The organism is Vibrio sp. QJM3NY_35 (genome assembly GCF_057785915.1).
Genome location: NZ_CM173507.1, coordinates 1,124,778 through 1,140,984 on the forward strand (window position 1 = coordinate 1,124,778; position 16,207 = coordinate 1,140,984).

At 44.4% G+C, this 16,207-nt stretch carries 16 protein-coding genes and 1 pseudogene; 9 read left to right on the forward strand and 8 right to left on the reverse strand.

Annotated elements, in window-relative coordinates; translation table 11 throughout:
- Positions 1-24: 24 nt before the first annotated feature.
- From AC3CH3_RS05130 to AC3CH3_RS05140, 3 genes are all read right to left on the reverse strand, one after another.
- On the reverse strand, positions 25-1,098 hold the full coding sequence (locus AC3CH3_RS05130) for a helix-turn-helix transcriptional regulator (RefSeq protein WP_488537879.1): 1,074 nt from the start codon (positions 1,096-1,098) through the stop codon (positions 25-27).
- Positions 1,099-1,563: 465 nt separating this feature from the next.
- Positions 1,564-2,553, reverse strand: coding sequence for an efflux RND transporter periplasmic adaptor subunit (locus tag AC3CH3_RS05135; protein ID WP_488537880.1), 990 nt, complete (start codon positions 2,551-2,553; stop codon positions 1,564-1,566).
- On the reverse strand, positions 2,553-3,164 hold the full coding sequence (locus tag AC3CH3_RS05140) for a hypothetical protein (protein WP_017065282.1): 612 nt from the start codon (positions 3,162-3,164) through the stop codon (positions 2,553-2,555). Before AC3CH3_RS05140 ends, AC3CH3_RS05135 begins: the two co-directional genes overlap by 1 nt.
- 763 nt (positions 3,165-3,927) lie before the next feature.
- Here AC3CH3_RS05140 and AC3CH3_RS05145 point away from each other — a divergent pair.
- The 4 genes from AC3CH3_RS05145 (at position 3,928) to AC3CH3_RS05160 (ending at position 7,527) form a co-directional block, all read left to right on the forward strand.
- A complete protein-coding gene (locus AC3CH3_RS05145; protein WP_488537881.1) occupies positions 3,928-4,863 on the forward strand; it encodes a LysR family transcriptional regulator in 936 nt (311 codons plus the stop codon).
- 203 nt (positions 4,864-5,066) lie between these two features.
- Positions 5,067-5,444: a lactoylglutathione lyase gene (gene gloA, locus AC3CH3_RS05150; protein WP_017084654.1), complete on the forward strand. Its 378-nt coding sequence runs from the start codon at positions 5,067-5,069 to the stop codon at positions 5,442-5,444.
- Positions 5,445-5,458: 14 nt separating this feature from the next.
- Positions 5,459-6,556: an alkene reductase gene (locus AC3CH3_RS05155; RefSeq protein ID WP_019822425.1), complete on the forward strand. Its 1,098-nt coding sequence runs from the start codon at positions 5,459-5,461 to the stop codon at positions 6,554-6,556.
- A gap of 110 nt (positions 6,557-6,666) precedes the next feature.
- Positions 6,667-7,527: a DMT family transporter gene (locus AC3CH3_RS05160; RefSeq protein ID WP_488537882.1), complete on the forward strand. Its 861-nt coding sequence runs from the start codon at positions 6,667-6,669 to the stop codon at positions 7,525-7,527.
- A gap of 100 nt (positions 7,528-7,627) precedes the next feature.
- On the opposite strand, the gene AC3CH3_RS05165 is transcribed toward AC3CH3_RS05160, so the two are convergent.
- Complete coding sequence (locus tag AC3CH3_RS05165) at positions 7,628-7,783, reverse strand: hypothetical protein (protein WP_488538183.1); 156 nt, start codon at positions 7,781-7,783, stop codon at positions 7,628-7,630.
- Between AC3CH3_RS05165 and AC3CH3_RS05170 the strand changes: the two are divergent.
- Positions 7,751-7,867 (forward strand): annotated as a pseudogene (locus AC3CH3_RS05170) (cytochrome c); the annotation flags it as partial. The gene AC3CH3_RS05165 and the pseudogene AC3CH3_RS05170 overlap by 33 nt on opposite strands.
- A gap of 130 nt (positions 7,868-7,997) precedes the next feature.
- Here the strand turns inward: AC3CH3_RS05170 and AC3CH3_RS05175 are convergent.
- Both AC3CH3_RS05175 and AC3CH3_RS05180 read right to left on the reverse strand, forming a co-directional pair.
- Complete coding sequence (locus AC3CH3_RS05175) at positions 7,998-8,492, reverse strand: peptidylprolyl isomerase (RefSeq protein ID WP_048609354.1); 495 nt, start codon at positions 8,490-8,492, stop codon at positions 7,998-8,000.
- Positions 8,493-8,614: 122 nt separating this feature from the next.
- A complete protein-coding gene (locus tag AC3CH3_RS05180; RefSeq protein ID WP_017065287.1) occupies positions 8,615-9,223 on the reverse strand; it encodes a TetR/AcrR family transcriptional regulator in 609 nt (202 codons plus the stop codon).
- A gap of 197 nt (positions 9,224-9,420) precedes the next feature.
- On the opposite strand from AC3CH3_RS05180, the gene AC3CH3_RS05185 reads away from it, so the two are divergent.
- Positions 9,421-10,377, forward strand: coding sequence for a glycosyl transferase family protein (locus tag AC3CH3_RS05185; protein ID WP_488537883.1), 957 nt, complete (start codon positions 9,421-9,423; stop codon positions 10,375-10,377).
- Between the two features lie 98 nt (positions 10,378-10,475).
- Here the strand turns inward: AC3CH3_RS05185 and AC3CH3_RS05190 are convergent, their stop codons facing one another.
- Positions 10,476-10,772, reverse strand: coding sequence for a hypothetical protein (locus AC3CH3_RS05190; protein WP_488537884.1), 297 nt, complete (start codon positions 10,770-10,772; stop codon positions 10,476-10,478).
- 178 nt (positions 10,773-10,950) lie between these two features.
- Positions 10,951-11,184 carry a hypothetical protein gene (locus AC3CH3_RS05195; RefSeq protein ID WP_048609358.1) on the reverse strand — a complete coding sequence of 78 codons (234 nt, stop codon included), beginning with the start codon at positions 11,182-11,184 and terminating at the stop codon, positions 10,951-10,953.
- Between the two features lie 303 nt (positions 11,185-11,487).
- On the opposite strand from AC3CH3_RS05195, the gene AC3CH3_RS05200 reads away from it, so the two are divergent.
- The 3 genes from AC3CH3_RS05200 to AC3CH3_RS05210 all read left to right on the forward strand — a co-directional run bounded on the left by AC3CH3_RS05200 (position 11,488) and on the right by AC3CH3_RS05210 (position 16,050).
- Entirely contained in the window at positions 11,488-11,904 is a 417-nt protein-coding gene (locus AC3CH3_RS05200; protein ID WP_048658272.1) for a CBS domain-containing protein, read from the forward strand.
- Positions 11,905-12,075: 171 nt separating this feature from the next.
- The gene (locus AC3CH3_RS05205; protein ID WP_048658273.1) at positions 12,076-13,539 is read left to right on the forward strand and encodes an MATE family efflux transporter; all 1,464 of its coding nucleotides are present in this window, start codon (positions 12,076-12,078) and stop codon (positions 13,537-13,539) included.
- Between the two features lie 153 nt (positions 13,540-13,692).
- Positions 13,693-16,050, forward strand: coding sequence for a zinc/cadmium/mercury/lead-transporting ATPase (locus AC3CH3_RS05210; RefSeq protein WP_488537885.1), 2,358 nt, complete (start codon positions 13,693-13,695; stop codon positions 16,048-16,050).
- Positions 16,051-16,207: the final 157 nt, after the last annotated feature.

The window sequence follows — 16,207 nt, forward strand, 5'->3', positions numbered from 1 at the left end:
CTTCATATATGATGATTTTTAAATTTAATGTGCACATACGCTCATAGCGTGTTTAATGTCTTGTATTACATCAGTACGTAGTTGTAGTGGTTTTAAAATTTCAACGCAATCGGCGTTGTTAATGAGCCAGCTTTTGAAAACCACGCTATCACGAGCTTGAGCTCTTACAATGTAATGGCTGTCAGCGACCTCTTCTATTTTTTGACATTCACTTAGTTTGTATTCATCTACAAACTTGTTGTAGCCATCAGTGTCTCTTTTCATCTTTAAGACTACTTCACAGGTTTCGCCACCATTAACCATTTTACCATTGCTTGATGAGAGGAAATCATGGAGGCAAAAGTCTTTTTGATTACCCATTGAAAAACTCTGAGTAGAGTGAATCTCAAGATTGTTAATATTATGGACCTTGTAAGCACGATAGTCGCCGAGCATCAAACTACTTTCAGTGCTTTTTCTATAGCGCTCTAGACCGACAAGGTAGAAAGCCTTTTGGTAAACAAATGAAGCATATGGATCGACTTCGCAACGACTTCCTTCGTAATCAAATGAAACCACAAGACGGTTTTCTAGTGCGTTCTCGAGTTTACTCAGCACTGTGTAATCTGCTTTAGGGGCTATGAGGTCATAATTGCCAATGTGTATCTTGAAGGGCGCAGCATTTGACACATTCTTGGACCTAGAAAGCAGTGTTAATGCTTTGCTGAGTTTAGACCCTGCCGCGGGTAGAACTCGTTCAAGTAATTGGCTACCGATGGTGTTGAGTATTGCTATTGATTCATGTAATCCCGGGTTAACATCGAATTCAGCGCCTTCTCTTATTTTGTAGCGGGCTTTTGATGCGATACCTTCTCGTATCAAGAGATCATTATGTCCGTTTGGACCGTCGCCTTGAATACCGTGATATTTGTAGATCGACTCCAAGATTCGCTCCGCCCACTTTTGTTGCGCTTCTTTGGAGGTGCCTCCACGATAATAAAAAGGCTCTTTGCGCACATCATCCAGGTACTCTTTTGGTGTTATCCCTTGTTCTTTGATTGAAAGTAAATTGAGGCAATGTAAGTAACAGTAAAAGTCGCCGAATGCTTTTGCAGACATGTTATCCCTTCACCTTTAATTGAAATTTGTCGTATTTAAGCATAAAAATATTTCAAATAATGGTAGAGAATCACATTTTTTGTTTGGGATTGGATTAAACAGGTGGTTTTAACATCACTTTTATAACGTATTTTGTAACTGATTGTAACGAGAGTGTTTTCTGAGCGGAAATTACAATCTTATAGTTAAAATTAATGCATTGCTCCCATAAATAAGCGCCTAGTTTGATTGCTACTTTTATCTGGTTGTGGTTGGTTTTTTGAGTTGTTGAGGTTGGGCGTGAAAACCACTTGATTGAGAGTACATTTTTAGGGGAAAGAGCCGATTAACTGTGTATTTTTGAGGGAGAGGTATGTTGTTTCTCAGTTTGTTTAATTTTGAGAGCCATGCACCGCTGTAATAAAAATACCCCGACGAGCGGGGTATTTTTGTTTATCTTCTATCCAACTCTTACGCGTAACTTGTTTACCAAGCACCTAAGTATGACTTGTAAGATTGTAGGCGAACGGTGGCTGCGCCAATCACGTCAATGAAGCCCCAGAATGGGTGTGGCTTCTCAGCCGAGATCCAAGCTGCGCCAGTTGAACCTATAGGGATGTTGTAACCTTCAGGTTCGATGATCTCAAGTACGATAGTACGACCTAAACCATTACCGTTTCTTACCACGTGTTGACCGACGCTTTGTGGTCCCTGAAGCGGAGAAATACTCGACTCACCGGTACCTGCATTAAAGCTGTGTACTTTTGCTCGGAATACATGCCCTGGGTAGGCATCAACGAAGAATTCAGCGAAGTCTCCTACTTGAACATAGCCATAAGTTTGGTCTGAAATACGCATCTCAAGGAACTTTTTGCTGGTGTTGTAGAGGTGCATGTTACCCATTACAGAACCTTCAGCAATATTCACTATCGAAACCTGACCATCAAATTCAGCCCTAATGGTTTTCTTCTCTTGCGCCCAATTTACTTTTTGTAGATCGGCTTTTAACGACACAAGTTCAGCGTGCAGCACTCGAAGATCGGATTCGTACTTTTCTACGTCACGCATATTGAAGATTTCAGGTGACGTTTCAGCGCGCTCTAAGTCGCGATTCATTTGCTTGATCTGTTCTTCTTTCTGAACAATTGAAGATTCGATCTTTGCTTTGTCTGCGGCTGAGTCAATGTCGACGAGTGTGTAAATTACGTCGCCTTCTTTAACCATTTGGTTGTGCTCAACAAGCACTTGATCGATCTGCTGGCCAAAGATAGGTGACATTACCGCGTGTGGTGCTTTCACTGTGGTTGAGTTGGTTAAATCAACGGGTGCCCACAAGCGAGAGATTACCGCTAATACCGCAAGAATCATTACGCCACCAATGGCTGCCCATGTGTAGTTCTTGAAGTTCTTCTTAAGTGCGCCTGTCGCAAACAGTGACCATACAATTAGGATGTATGGAATCATCATCTCTTTCATTATGCGACCTCTTTTTCTGTAGCGGATGGTGTTGTTGGAGTCTTTTCTTCTGAAGCCTGCTCTTTTGAAGATTGCTCTACTGAAGACGGCTCTGTTACCGGTTGTTCAGGTGATACGTGGACTGCGGCAGTCTCTGTATTGGTCGCGTCTTGTTTAGGCTGTACACCACGGCGAATCACATCACTCAGTGATTGACCAATATGTTTCCAGTTCGCTAATGCGATAACCAAAGCGATAACCCAGAATGTTTTGCTGATGAATAGTCCGCAAAGTGACAGTGCAAACACGATCTGAACGTGAGCGCTTTTGTGCTCTTTTGCTTTATGCACACCCAGTTCATGCAACTGCCACATGCCGTAAACACCGGCTAAAACCACAGCAATGGTCACTGAGAACAAGTAACCAGAGAAGGACTCCATCTGGAAGAAGTTCATCATCATTTCATTGGGATGATTGTTGAATTGAGACATGTCGATGTCTTTCGAATGGATTGTGCCTAATGGTGCAAGAGCCCATGCACCAGCAAACATCACCGCCATAAACAGGCAGAATTTAATCAAGACCATCACAACGGCCCAGATTTTCTGGAAAACGATTTTAATAAAGTTCATATCTCAACCTAAATAAGGAGAGAGAAAGTGCAGCCTTGGTACAAGACTTTTAGAAGACATCTGAAAGAGGTGTTGAACTCACGTAACCGTATAGACCTACTGAGTCAAAAGTACTAGATGACAATTAAAAATCGCTTTGACCACGTAGACAACGCATTCTCGCGAATAGAGTGTTAAAAACACCTGGCGAAATCATTCTTAAGTAACGTCTACCATTGATAGGTTCGTTTGCTGCATTGGGTTTTAAGGCCGTCGTCCGTGATGTGTGCAACACCATCATCTACACATTTTTAGGTTTTCTGTTTAGGTTAAGAATTGATTTGTTGGCGAAATAATAGGAAGTGTAACTGGTGCTATCTACGCATTATTGCGATATTAAATTATCGTAATTACGATGAATTGAGTGGTTGTGTAAACTTGAGGTGGGTTTATTTGAACAGGCTCAAACTCGGCTTATAAAATATGTCTATTTAATTAGCCTGGATCATAGAAGTGGCTATAAAAGTATCAATAAGGCAGGGCGGAAATATTGAATACTCCGACCAGTCTAGGGGGGATTAAGCGTTACTGGCACAGCGAAGAGATTTAGATTCCAATCTGGCGAATGTGGCAGCTATTCGAAAGAGTGAGTTGTTCTGACATTTTTGCTCTTTACCATATGATGCTTCCTTCTCAGTTTTGTTTTCTCAATGAGCATCCGTTGTTTCATTCTATCGCTTTTACGATAAGATAATTAAATCTATCGCCAAATGAGCACTGAATCATGAGTAATGACATTCCGAATTTTAACTTATTGGCTGTGTTTTCAGCGGTGATGGAGCAGGGCAGTTTGAGTAAGGCTGCCGATCATTTGAATACCAATCAATCGACGATCAGCACTGCGCTCGGCCGACTGAAAAATGAAATTGGCCAAGAGTTGTTTGTGCGCAGTGGGCGAGGGGTTGTGCCTACGGCTTACTCGCAAAGCTTGTATGAGCAAATCAAAGCGCCAATACACGAGCTCAACGGCGTGTTTCAAGGTATGGCTGGGTTTGATGAAGCGAGTACGGAGCGCAGGTTTGTGGCTTCGGTTCCCGAACATTTAAAGTGGATGTTGCTCGATCGATTTTCTCAGTTACCCAATCAAGGCATATCTCTTGAGGTGTATGACCAACCAGATAGTGATGATCAAGTCCATGAGGATCTATTAACTCAGAAGTTTGATTTGATGATCGACATTGTGTTGCCTGAGCATTCAAGCATGATGAGCGACAAGCTCTACGACAGTGAGTTTGTGATTGTTTGCCGAAATGGGCACCCTAGGATCAAAGGTGAGATCACCGAGGCGCAATATCTCAGTGAGCAACATGCGGTTTTAGCCAGAACACGTCGCCAAGTAAGAAGTTTGACTCACTACACTTCGTTAGACTTATCCTCGCGTAAAATTGTAATTCACGGCAGCTCTATGGCCAGTAACCTAATGCTGTGTAGCCAGACTGATTACATCACTGTTGTGCCGCTTTCTATGGCGATCCAGTTTCAGGAACGTCTTGGGTTACAGTTGTTCAAACCGCCTTTCGATTATCAGCCTATCTCTCATTACCTCATTTGGTTGAAAAAACAGAACACCGATCCGGCACATAAGTGGTTCAGAGAGCAGATCATCAATACGACTAATGACATGTCTAAATCGCTAAACAGTTGGCGCTCCGCTTTCTGATTGTCGCCCTATCTTTTGTTTGCCGAATATCTCCATAACAAATCGTCTGTATTAAGCGCTTTATAACAAAAAATTATCATAATGAGAATTTTTGATAATTTCATTTATTTGCTGTTAGCTCGTATATTAACCCTAACAAAGAAGTGGGTAACCTCCACTCACGATTATATCGGCTCAGGTTGCTGGGCTAAAAAGGGCGAAATATGAAATTCCTACACACTATGATCCGAGTTACTGATTTAGACAAGTCTATCGAGTTCTACACCAAGGTATTGGGAATGAAGGAACTTGAACGCCACGAAAACAAAGACTATCGCTATACATTGGTTTTTGTTGGCTACGAGCAAGGCGGCACGACTATCGAGCTAACGTACAACTGGGATACTAACGAGTACGAGATGGGCAGCGCGTTTGGTCATCTGGCATTGGGTGTAGAAGATATTTACGCAGCATGTGACAAAATCAAATCGCTAGGTGGCAACGTCACTCGCGAGGCGGGTCCAGTGAAAGGCGGCTCAACTCATATCGCTTTTATTACTGACCCAGACGGCTACCAAATCGAACTGATTCAACTAGGTTAATCGAGGATATAACAATGACAAACGCACTATTTCAACCAATTCAACTTGGTAATATCGAGCTTAAAAACCGTATTGTTATGCCACCGATGACGCGTTCTCGTGCAACGCAACCTGGTAATTCAGCAAACGACATGATGGCGGCTTACTACGCTCAACGCGCTTCTGCGGGTTTGATTATCGCTGAAGGCACACAAATTTCACCTATGGGTCAAGGCTATGCTTGGACTCCGGGTATCTATTCTGATGAGCAGATTGCGGGTTGGAAAAAAGTGACTGATGCCGTACATGAAAAAGAGGGCGTTATCTTCGCTCAACTTTGGCATGTAGGCCGTGTAACACACCCAGACAACATTGGTGGTGAACAACCAATTTCGTCTTCTGCACTTAAAGCAGAAAACGTAAAAGTATTCATCGATAACGGCACTGATGAACCGGGCTTTGTTGACGTGGTTGAACCTCGTGAGATGACGAAACAAGACATTAAAGAAGTGGTTGAACAGTATCGCCAAGCGGCTTTGAATGCGGTTGAAGCAGGCTTTGATGGTATCGAACTTCACGCAGCGAATGGTTACTTAATCAACCAATTCATCGATTCTGAAGCAAACAACCGTACTGACGAATACGGTGGTTCAATTGAAAACCGTTTACGTTTCCTAGGCGAAGTGGTTGAAGCTATGGTTGAAGCGATTGGTGCTGACCGTGTTGGTGTACGCCTTGCTCCGTTCACATCGTTGAATGGTACGGTTGACGCTACACCAGTAGAGACTTACACAGCTGCGGCAGCACTACTTAACCTATACAAAATTGTTTACCTACACATTGCAGAAGTTGATTGGGACGATGCACCTGAAACGCCAAAAGCATTTAAAGCGGCAGTTCGTGAAGCCTACGAGGGTGTCCTTATTTATGCGGGTAAATACGATAGCGAGCGTGGCGAAAAAGCCGTTGCTGAAGGCGTAACTGACATGGTTGGTTTTGGTCGTCCATTCGTTGCGAACCCAGATTTACCAGCTCGTATTCAAAATGGTTACCCACTTGCAGCGCACGATCCAAACACATTGTTCGGTGGTGCTGAAAAAGGTTTAACGGATTACCCAGAATACGCAGGCTAAAAACAGCTGCCTGAAGCAGAGTATTGAGATAGTATCTCGATCCTGTTGAATGTTTATAAAAAGCAACCTTGCAGAGTCGGGTTGCTTTTTTTGTTATTGGACTAAGTAAAATGATGAAAGCGATGCGCGGAGAGCTTTACCTTCTATTTGCCACCCTGCTAGCTGGGGTGGGGTGGATTGCATCTAAGCTGGTGGTATTAGAAATGCCTGGGCCACTGTTCATTGGTGTGCGATTCCTCGTCGCGAGTCTTATTCTTCTGCCATTTTGTATTCACCATATTCGTAAGCTTTCGCTTAAGCAGATTCTGTCTCTTTGCGGCGTGGGTTTGTTGTTGTCTGCCTCATTACAGGTATGGGTGTTTGCGGTTTCAGTGACGGAAAGCCTGTCGGAAGGGGCATTCATCATGAGCTTAGCTATGATCATTGCCCCCTTTGTGTCTTGGATTTTGTTCCGAGTTAAGCCTAATCGTGCGTTTTGGATGTCTTTCCCTATCGCGATTATCGGCATGCTATTGCTGACTCTGGGCAACGGCTGGCATGTTGAGCAGAGTCAGATTTACTTCTTACTAGCATCGATGTTGTTGTCCGTTCACTTTGTGATGAACAAGCGTGTGATTACCAATATCAAGCCTATCGCATCAATCTGTGTGCAACTGTTTGTGGTGGGTGTGAGTGGTTTAGCCTTTGCTTCTATGACTGCTCAGCCGGAGTTCGAAATCACCAAAACCTTAGTCTTCTGGTTTATTGTCTCTGCGGTGATCGCAACGTCTATTCGTTACTTGCTGCAAACGGTCGGTCAGCACTCCGTGAACATGGAAGTGGCGGCATTGATCATGATTCTTGAGCCAGTGTGGACGCTGCTGTTAAGTGTGAGTGTGCTTGGCGAAAGTGTAGAGATGCAGAAGCTGCTCGGTGGGGCGGTGATCATTGCTTCACTGTTTTGCTATATCAAATGGTCGAGACGAAAATAAAACACTCGGCGCAAGGCCGAGTGTGGGTTGTTTTTCAATACACGTTCAGAGTGTAATAATTTCTAAGCACTAAGCTTGGTAAGCAGTGAACGCGGTAAGATCAGATTGCCGCGACTACTTTCTGAAGTAGCTTGAGCATTTCTTGCTGTTCTTCAGCATCTAACTCGTTCATCAACTCTTTGTTTAAACGAACGGGGATAGGAACGAGTTGTTCTTCAAGTGCTTTTCTGAGCTTTATCAGGCGAGTGTTGAACAAGACTTGTCGAGTGCAGAGCAAGGGTTAAATTCTGCGAATAAGACGTGCAAAGGGTGTCACCGTACTTATCGTTCTCGTTGGTAACGATTTTAACAACGAGCTTTGAATACAGGTGGTAAAGTCGAACCCTTACCACCATAGTCCTATCGCACAGCCTTCTTTTCTTTGTGCTATCAATTCGAATGCACTAGGGGCGGGAAAGGACGTGAAGGAATTACTCGTTGATGGTGACTTTAGTAATCACAATATCTTCGCAAGGCACATCTTCGTGTCCCCAACGAATGGTTGTTGGTGCGACAGCGATTTTGTTTACCACATCCATACCCGCTGAAACCTTACCGAATACCGCGTAACCCCAGCCAGCGTTGGTTGTTGAGGTGTGATCGAGGAAATCGTTGTCATCTAGGTTGATGAAGAACTGCGCCGTTGCAGAATGTGGTGCATCAGTACGAGCCATTGCCACAGAACCAATCACATTCTTCAATCCACGGTTTGCTTCGTTGACGATTGGGGCACGAGTTGGTTTTTCTGTCATGTCGATAGTGTGACCACCACCTTGAATCATGAAACCTTCAATAACACGGTGAAATGTCGTGCCTTCGTAGAAACCGTCTTGGCAGTATTTAAGGAAGTTTTTCGACGTTACTGGCGCTTTTTCAAGGTTCAGTTCAATCTCGATATCGCCAAAGTTGGTGGTGAAAGTAATCATAGGGTTACCTAAAGTTGAAGTTTTACTGAGTCGTAATGACGAAGTGGGTTGCAGTATAGGGAAAATAACAGCAGATACTAGTGATGGTTTTATTGTGGTTGAATTCTCATCAACCACCAAAATCACGCCTGATATTGTTTAAGGAACATCTCGACACTTGAAGTAATGATCACTTGTTTGTGCGCAGCATCCGGTGACGGCACATGACCAATGATTTGCGGCCAAAACGCAAAAGACTTAAGCAGACCAATGAACTGCGTGGAGGCGAATTGTGGGTCTAGTTCTACTAAACGACCGTCTGCCAACGCGGCTTTAATCCAGGTTGTAAGTCCACTTTCTGCTTGGGAATATTTTTCCATCGCTTGATGCGCCAGTTCGGCGTTATGGAAATACTCTGAGAACAACACGCGTGACAGGTCGATGAAGCCTTCAGACTCAAGTAACTCAAGTTCTTGATTGGCTATCGACGAAAGCTGTTCTTCAAGTGGCAGTTCTGCTTGATAAGGGAAATGCGTCGCGGCCAGAGTTTTGCTCCAAATGCTGTCCAGAATCTCATCTAAAAGCAGCTCTTTGCTGGCAAAGTGATTGTATACGGTTCGCTTTGATACTTCTGCGCGGCTCGATATTTTATCCATGCTGGTGGCCTTGTAGCCATGCTCAGTAAACTCTGCGATAGCAGCGGCAACGATCGATTCACGTTTTCTTTGGCTCAGCGTTTTTTTTACAGTCATCGGGATACTACTCAATATGTCGCGGTTAGCATTACATACGCTAATTTTACACCAGTAAGTTTACTTTTAGAACACCAATCCGCGTATTGGTAATTCGGTCGAGAGCAACTGAATCGCTTTGCAATGCACGGTGGGTATCATAGAATCGAAAGTGTATTCGAATTTTATTGATATCAACGGAAGAGAATAAACAATCAATGAGTAGTATTTTAGAGTGTATTCGTACAGTTGGACGAGGAGAAAGAGGGCGTAAGCCTTTATCGTTCGAACAAGCCTACCGCATCATGGATGAGTATTTAAGCGGAGAAGTCGGTGACGACCAAATGGCTATGCTACTGATGTTGATTCGTGTGCAGAATGAAACCAATGAAGAGATCGCTGGCTTTGTAAAAGCGTTTCAATCTCGAGTGCCAGATTTAGGCGCTGATATTGATTGGCCGTGTTATGCAGGTAAGCGTAACGATAACGCCAGTGGCAAGCCTTGGAACTTGTTGGCGGCAAAAATCTTAGCTGACAATGGCTATAAAGTGTTAATGCATGGCTATATGGATAAGCCGAGCGGTAGGACGCACGTTGAAAGCCATTTGCAAGATGTCGGTGTGCAAAGTGCTGAGAGCCCTGAACATGCTAAGTCGATTCTTGAACAAGACGGCATTGCTTATTTACCGCTAGCTAACTTTGCGCCCGAAGCACAAACCATGATTGGTTGGAAACACCGTTACGGTTTGAGAACACCAATTAACACGGTAGTTCGAGCATTGAATCCGGGTGGTGGCCGTTTAGGTCTGCGTGGCAGTTTCCATCCTGGCTTCCCACAACTTCATGCGGAAGTTGAGCATGTTATTGGCAATAAATCCCACTCGGTGATTTCATTCAAAGGGATGAACGGTGAGTCGGAATATAATCCTAAAGTTAGCCAAACGGTGTGGATGAGCTCTCCTGACAAAGTCGAATCGTTCTACTGGGAAGAGATGATGAACCTAGAGTTGCCATTTCCTAGTCAATGTGTACTTGGCACTTCGGCTGAAGAGATGGCGCTAATGTCGAATACCGTTGTCGACAGCATGACAGCCATTCTGTTTGCGGAAACGCACGATAAAACTGAGGCATACCAGAAAGCGGTGCGTTTGTGGCATGGGTATTGTGCGCGTTAGATGATGGTTTGTAGCCAATGAGAGAAGGTCAGCGAGCGCTGGCCTTTTTTATGCTTAATTTCTAGTAATGGCTTTTCGTGCGTGCCCAAACAATAGAGCTACTTCACTCGCATCAAGCGATGCATTTTGTCTTCGAACTGAATATCAATCACCTGTGAGATTTTCATCTTATCAACACGATCAAGCATTCTCACCTGGTAATCACGTTTTTTCATCCACTCTAGCGGTTCTTTAAATCCATCTTCATTAATCACAAACGACTGATCGGTAATAGAGTCTTCAAAGATATGAACCACCCAAATGCGTGATTGGAAATCTAATAACTCACTAAAGTAGCTTTTTAACTTAGATAAGGAATTAGTTAGATACGTTTTAGGTGAGGTTTGAGAAGACATAGTAAACCGTATTTGGACAATGAAAATCGGCAAGGACGCCGTCTGATCATTATAGCCTTTACCTGTTAGGCTTGTCAGGTCGAATTCGGCAGCCATTCACGGCGATTACGCTTGCTAATGCTTTGCTATTGCTGCTGTGGCTGCCAGTTCGTGATTAACCAAACCAGTGTCGGACTCACTATTTTACGAATAGGCCGAAGTCGATCTCTTGTTCTCTTTGATATTTAACCAGCTTCACTTTTAGGTCGTGTTTTGCTGCTAAATCAATGGCTAAGCATGACATGCGTTTTATCTCATCAACGCAGCTTGATATCAGCGGTTTTTCTTGATTATCGATAGTTGCGATGAGTGTGTTTTCTGTACCGTCGTTACCTGCATAAACATACGCGTACATGTTGTTGTCGTGTTGCATAAACTTCCTAAATCGGGATTTCTAATTATTAGTGCGGTGAAGATTACAGGGTTTATTTACGCAGGCTAGTTCGGCTAAGTAAGGTTAAGCAAGGGAAAGTAAGGCTTTGTAAGGGCTCTTTTTTTTCTTTTTTCTGGCGTTCGAAAACGTGCTCAACCCTTTGTTTGTCTCACTTTTTTGTCTTGTTAGGTTTTGCCTATCAATAAAATTGTTGAAATCCATTTAGTAAAATCAAGATTTTAGACAACAATTAACTTAACAAGATAGAAAAATATATAACGCAAAGTATTTAGGGAGAACGCAATGCATTCTATTAAAGTGAAAGATTACATGACGCAGCAGGTTGTGACATTTACTCCTGATATGCCGTTAAGTCTAGCGTTAGACAAAGTGATGCGTAGCCACCACATGGGTGGACCCGTAATCGATGATAACGAACAAGTGATAGGCTTCCTTTCTGAGCAGGATTTACTCGAGAAACTTGTGAAGGTCAGTTACTTCTGCCAAGACACACACCTTGTGGGTGATTGCATGCACCAAGAAGTACTGTCGGTGTCACCTGACTTATCCATTATTGAATTGGCGGACATGATGCAGGTGGGCAAACCTAAAGCATACCCTGTAATCGATAATCGAAAACTGGTGGGTATGATCACTAGAACCGATGTTTTGAGAGCAATCGGCAAGAACTTGGAAGAATGCTTCAAACATCAGGTATAGTAGCGTGTTAAGAACGATTATTTTTCTCAATATCCTCAATTGAAAAAAGGCGCACTAGCGCCTTTTTTATGTATAGCACTTTTCTTGGTCGATCCTTTCTTTGTGGATCCCTAGCCTGTTGATTAGTTGATAGGGCTTTAGCTCTTGGGTATTCCAACTTTTGGAGGTTTCATGTCAAATCAAACGGCAAAGTTTGTTGAAGGTTCAACGATGCGCCACATATTGGTGATGTCGGGGGCTGGCTCTGTCGGTTTGATGGCGTTATTTGTGGTTGATTTACTCGACATGTTGTTTATCAGTATGCTCGGGCAGGTCGAATTGGCTGCTGCGGTAGGCTTTGCAGGTACGCTGACTTTTTTCTCTACCTCTGTTTCGATTGGTACTTCCATTGCCATGGGCGCATTAGTCTCCAAAGCCATCGGCTCAAAGAATCAAGAACACGCTCGAAACCTAAGCACCAGTATCATGTTGACTGCGTTTGTTATCAGTTCCACGGTAACGGCAATCATGTTCGCTTATATTCCAGAGCTGCTAGCCGCGATAGGCGCCAAAGGCATTGCAGCCGAGCGTGCTCAAGCTTACCTACAGATTTTGCTACCAAGTGGTCCTTTTTTGGCGTTAGCGATGGCAGCGGGTGCAGGCTTAAGAGCGGCAGGTGATGCCAAACGTTCGATGTGGGCGACTTTGTCGGGCGGAATTGTTAATGCGATTCTCGATCCTCTGTTTATTTTTGGTTTTGGTTGGAACATCGAAGGGGCAGCTATCGCTTCGGTTGTTGCTCGCTTCTCAGTGCTATTCTTCTCGCTTTATCCCCTGATTCGCAGCCATCAGCTGGTGGCTCCACCTTCTTTTGTGCAATGGCGCATTAATATTCGACCTATATTGGCGATTGCGTTGCCTGCGATTATCACCAATACCGCAACGCCTATCGGTAACGCGATTGTAACAACGGGTATCGCACAATATGGTGAGGATTTTGTCGCGGGCTTTGCCGTGATAGGTCGTCTGACGCCAGTTTGCTTTGCGGTTATCTTTGCCTTGTCTGGCGCTGTGGGGCCAATCATTGGTCAGAACTTTGGTGCAGAACGAATGGATAGAGTTAAAGAAACACTCAACAACTCGTTACTGGTGACGACACTCTATACCATCGCCGTTTGTATTCTGTTGTACTTCGTTCAAGGTTACGTCATTCAAGGCTTTAGCCTGCAAGGTGATGCAGCAATCATTGTGGCGGCTTTCTGTACCTATGTGGCGTTGACATTTACCTTTAACGGCGCGCTGTTTGTTGCCAATACCTCTTTCAATAACCTAGGTAAACCGCTTTACTCGACAGCATTGAATTTGGGCAAAGCGACGTTAGGTACTCTGCCGTTCGTTTATCTAGGTTCACAATGGTATGGCGCTTTGGGTGTTCTCTATGGTCAAGCCTTGGGTAATGTTCTGTTCGGGATTTTAGGTATTTTGGTACTTCGACATCATATTGCTGAGTTAATGCAGGGCTCTCAAGTTGATCCAGTGGAAGATGATGTGTCGATTGTCAGCTTGAACACTCAGCCATTCTGTTCACACGATGCGGTTCTTATTGATGATGTATCGGCGAACCGTGAAGAGTGTGCGGAGCTTAAATCTCAGTAAGCTATCGGCGCTGGCATAATATTTTTGTTTTCTTGATAACTTCTTCTTGACCTTGGAGTAGCCTCCAAGGTTTATACTTTTGATGAACTTAAGGTTCTGTTGCTCGTGAGTCAGCAACAACCTCAAGGCTTTTGAGTATTAAGGAGATACATTATGTGCGCAAAACATGCAGCGTGCCGCTCAACAAAAGTGGACGTTCAACCTCAAGCGGCAGGAGCAACTTGCTCTAGCCCTAAAATTTCCAGCATCACGGCAGCAGGTACTTCATCTGGCTGTTGTAGTTCTTCTTCTGCGGCTCCTTCATCGTCAGGGGATGATTGTTGTAGTTCGGACAGTGGAGAAGAGGACAGTCAGTCCTTACCCTCATCTTTCGACGCTCAATTTTCGAAAAGTTGGTTGGTTGCCGGAATGGACTGCCCAGCTTGTGCAAGAAAAATAGAAAACGCGATCAGCAATATTGACGGTGTTATTCAAGCGAAGGTTCTCTTTGCTACCGAAAAGCTGGTTGTGAAATTCGATAATGAAAGCCTTGCCGACACCATTGAACAGGTCTCTATTAAAACGGGTTTCCCTCTTACGGAAGTCGGTTCAAAGAAAGAAAAACAACAACCTGAGACTTTTTGGCAAGCTCATATCCAACCTAATTTACAGATTATCGCGATTGCAGCGGCAATGCTGTTTGCTGCGCTTCTGAAAAGTACCTCTCCTCAATTAAGTGAAGGCTTGTTTACGGTAACTTGTTTGCTTGGTTTATATCCGGTGGCGAAAAAAGCGGTTCTGTTGGCACGTTCAGGAACACCATTTGCTATTGAAACCTTAATGAGCGTTGCCGCGCTGGGTGCTTTGTACCTTGGTGAAACTGCGGAAGCGGCGATGGTTCTATTGTTGTTCTTGATTGGTGAGCGCTTAGAAGCGTTTGCTTCATCTAGAGCAAGAAGTGGCGTTCAAGCGCTAATGGCATTGGTACCAGAAAACGCAACCAAGATCATCAACGGTGAACGTGTAGAAGTTGCAGTCAGTGAACTGGTTCCCGGTGATGTGATTGAAGTGGCTGCGGGCTCTCGTTTACCTGCTGACGGCCGATTGGTTACAGACGCGGCAAGCTTTGATGAAAGTGCGTTAACCGGTGAATCTGTTCCTGTTGAACATGTCGAAGGTAATAGCATCATGGCTGGCGCTGTGGTGGTCGATAAAGTGGTTCGTATCACCATCACTTCGAAACAGGGTGAGAACGCGATCGATCGTATTCTTCATCTTATTGAAGAAGCAGAGTCACGTAAAGCACCACTAGAGCGATTCCTCGATAAGTTCAGCCGTTGGTACACACCGTTAATGATGGTAGTGGCTCTGTTGGTCATCATCACGCCACCATTGTTGTTTGCACAGCCATGGGAAACATGGGTATACCGTGGCCTAGCGCTGTTATTGATTGCTTGTCCGTGTGCCTTGGTTATCTCGACTCCTGCAGCGATTACTTCTGGTTTGGCTGCAGCAGCGAAACGTGGCGCGCTCATTAAAGGCGGCGCAGCGCTAGAGCAGCTTGGTAAAATCCAAACCATCGCCTTCGATAAGACAGGCACACTGACCGAAGGTAAGCCTCAGGTTACGGACATTCAACCTCTATCGGGTTGGCAACAAGATGCGATGCTGCTTGTAGTTGGGGCAATTGAAGTTGGCTCTACTCACCCGTTGGCGCAGTCACTGGTCGCTAAAGTAAAAGACCTGAATATTGAGATTCCTGAATCACACAACAAGAAAGCGTTGATTGGTAGTGGTGTTGAAGGTGATGTTGATGGTGTTAAGTATCAGGTTCTGTCACCGTCTAAAGTCACGTTCGAACTTGGTGCCGATGTGGTTTCTCAGGTAGAAGCATTAGAAGGCGAGGGCAAGACGGTTGTGGTTGCTCTTGAGGTTAAAGATCAAGAAGAGTTAACAGAGCAAACTACGACTGTGATTGGTCTGATTGCTTGGCAAGATACGTTACGCAGTGACGCTAAGCTTGCGATTGAACGACTTAATGACTTGGGTATTCAATCTATCATGCTGACCGGCGATAACCCGCGCAGTGCAGCAGCGATCAGTAGCAAGATTGGTATGCAGTACAAGGCAAGCCTATTGCCAAGCGACAAGGTATCTTACGTTGAGGAGTTATCTCAACACTCGCACGTGGCGATGGTCGGTGATGGCATTAATGATGCACCAGCAATGAAAACGGCGAATGTCGGCATCGCAATGGGTGGTGGTACGGATGTCGCTTTGGAAACGGCAGATTCAGCGCTGACTCATAACCGATTAACTGAGCTGCCAGCGATGATTGAACTGTCGCAAACGACCATGAACAACATCCGTCAAAACGTAGCCCTTGCGCTTGGTTTGAAGGGCGTATTCTTGGTGACAAGCTTGTTAGGTATTACCGGTTTGTGGGTGGCAGTTTTAGCGGATAGTGGTGCAACTGCATTGGTGACATTGAACGCATTGCGTCTGCTTCGATTCAAATCTAAAGCGGACTAAATCGAGCTCACCGACATAGAGCATTCTTAATATAAAAGCGCCTTTAGCGGTAATACGTTAAAGGCGCTTTTTGTCTCATTAGTATGCAACATAGGCGTGCGGATTGCTTATTTTTGTGATGCCAATCGGTTTTTTGTGAAACTTGAATTATTGTTGC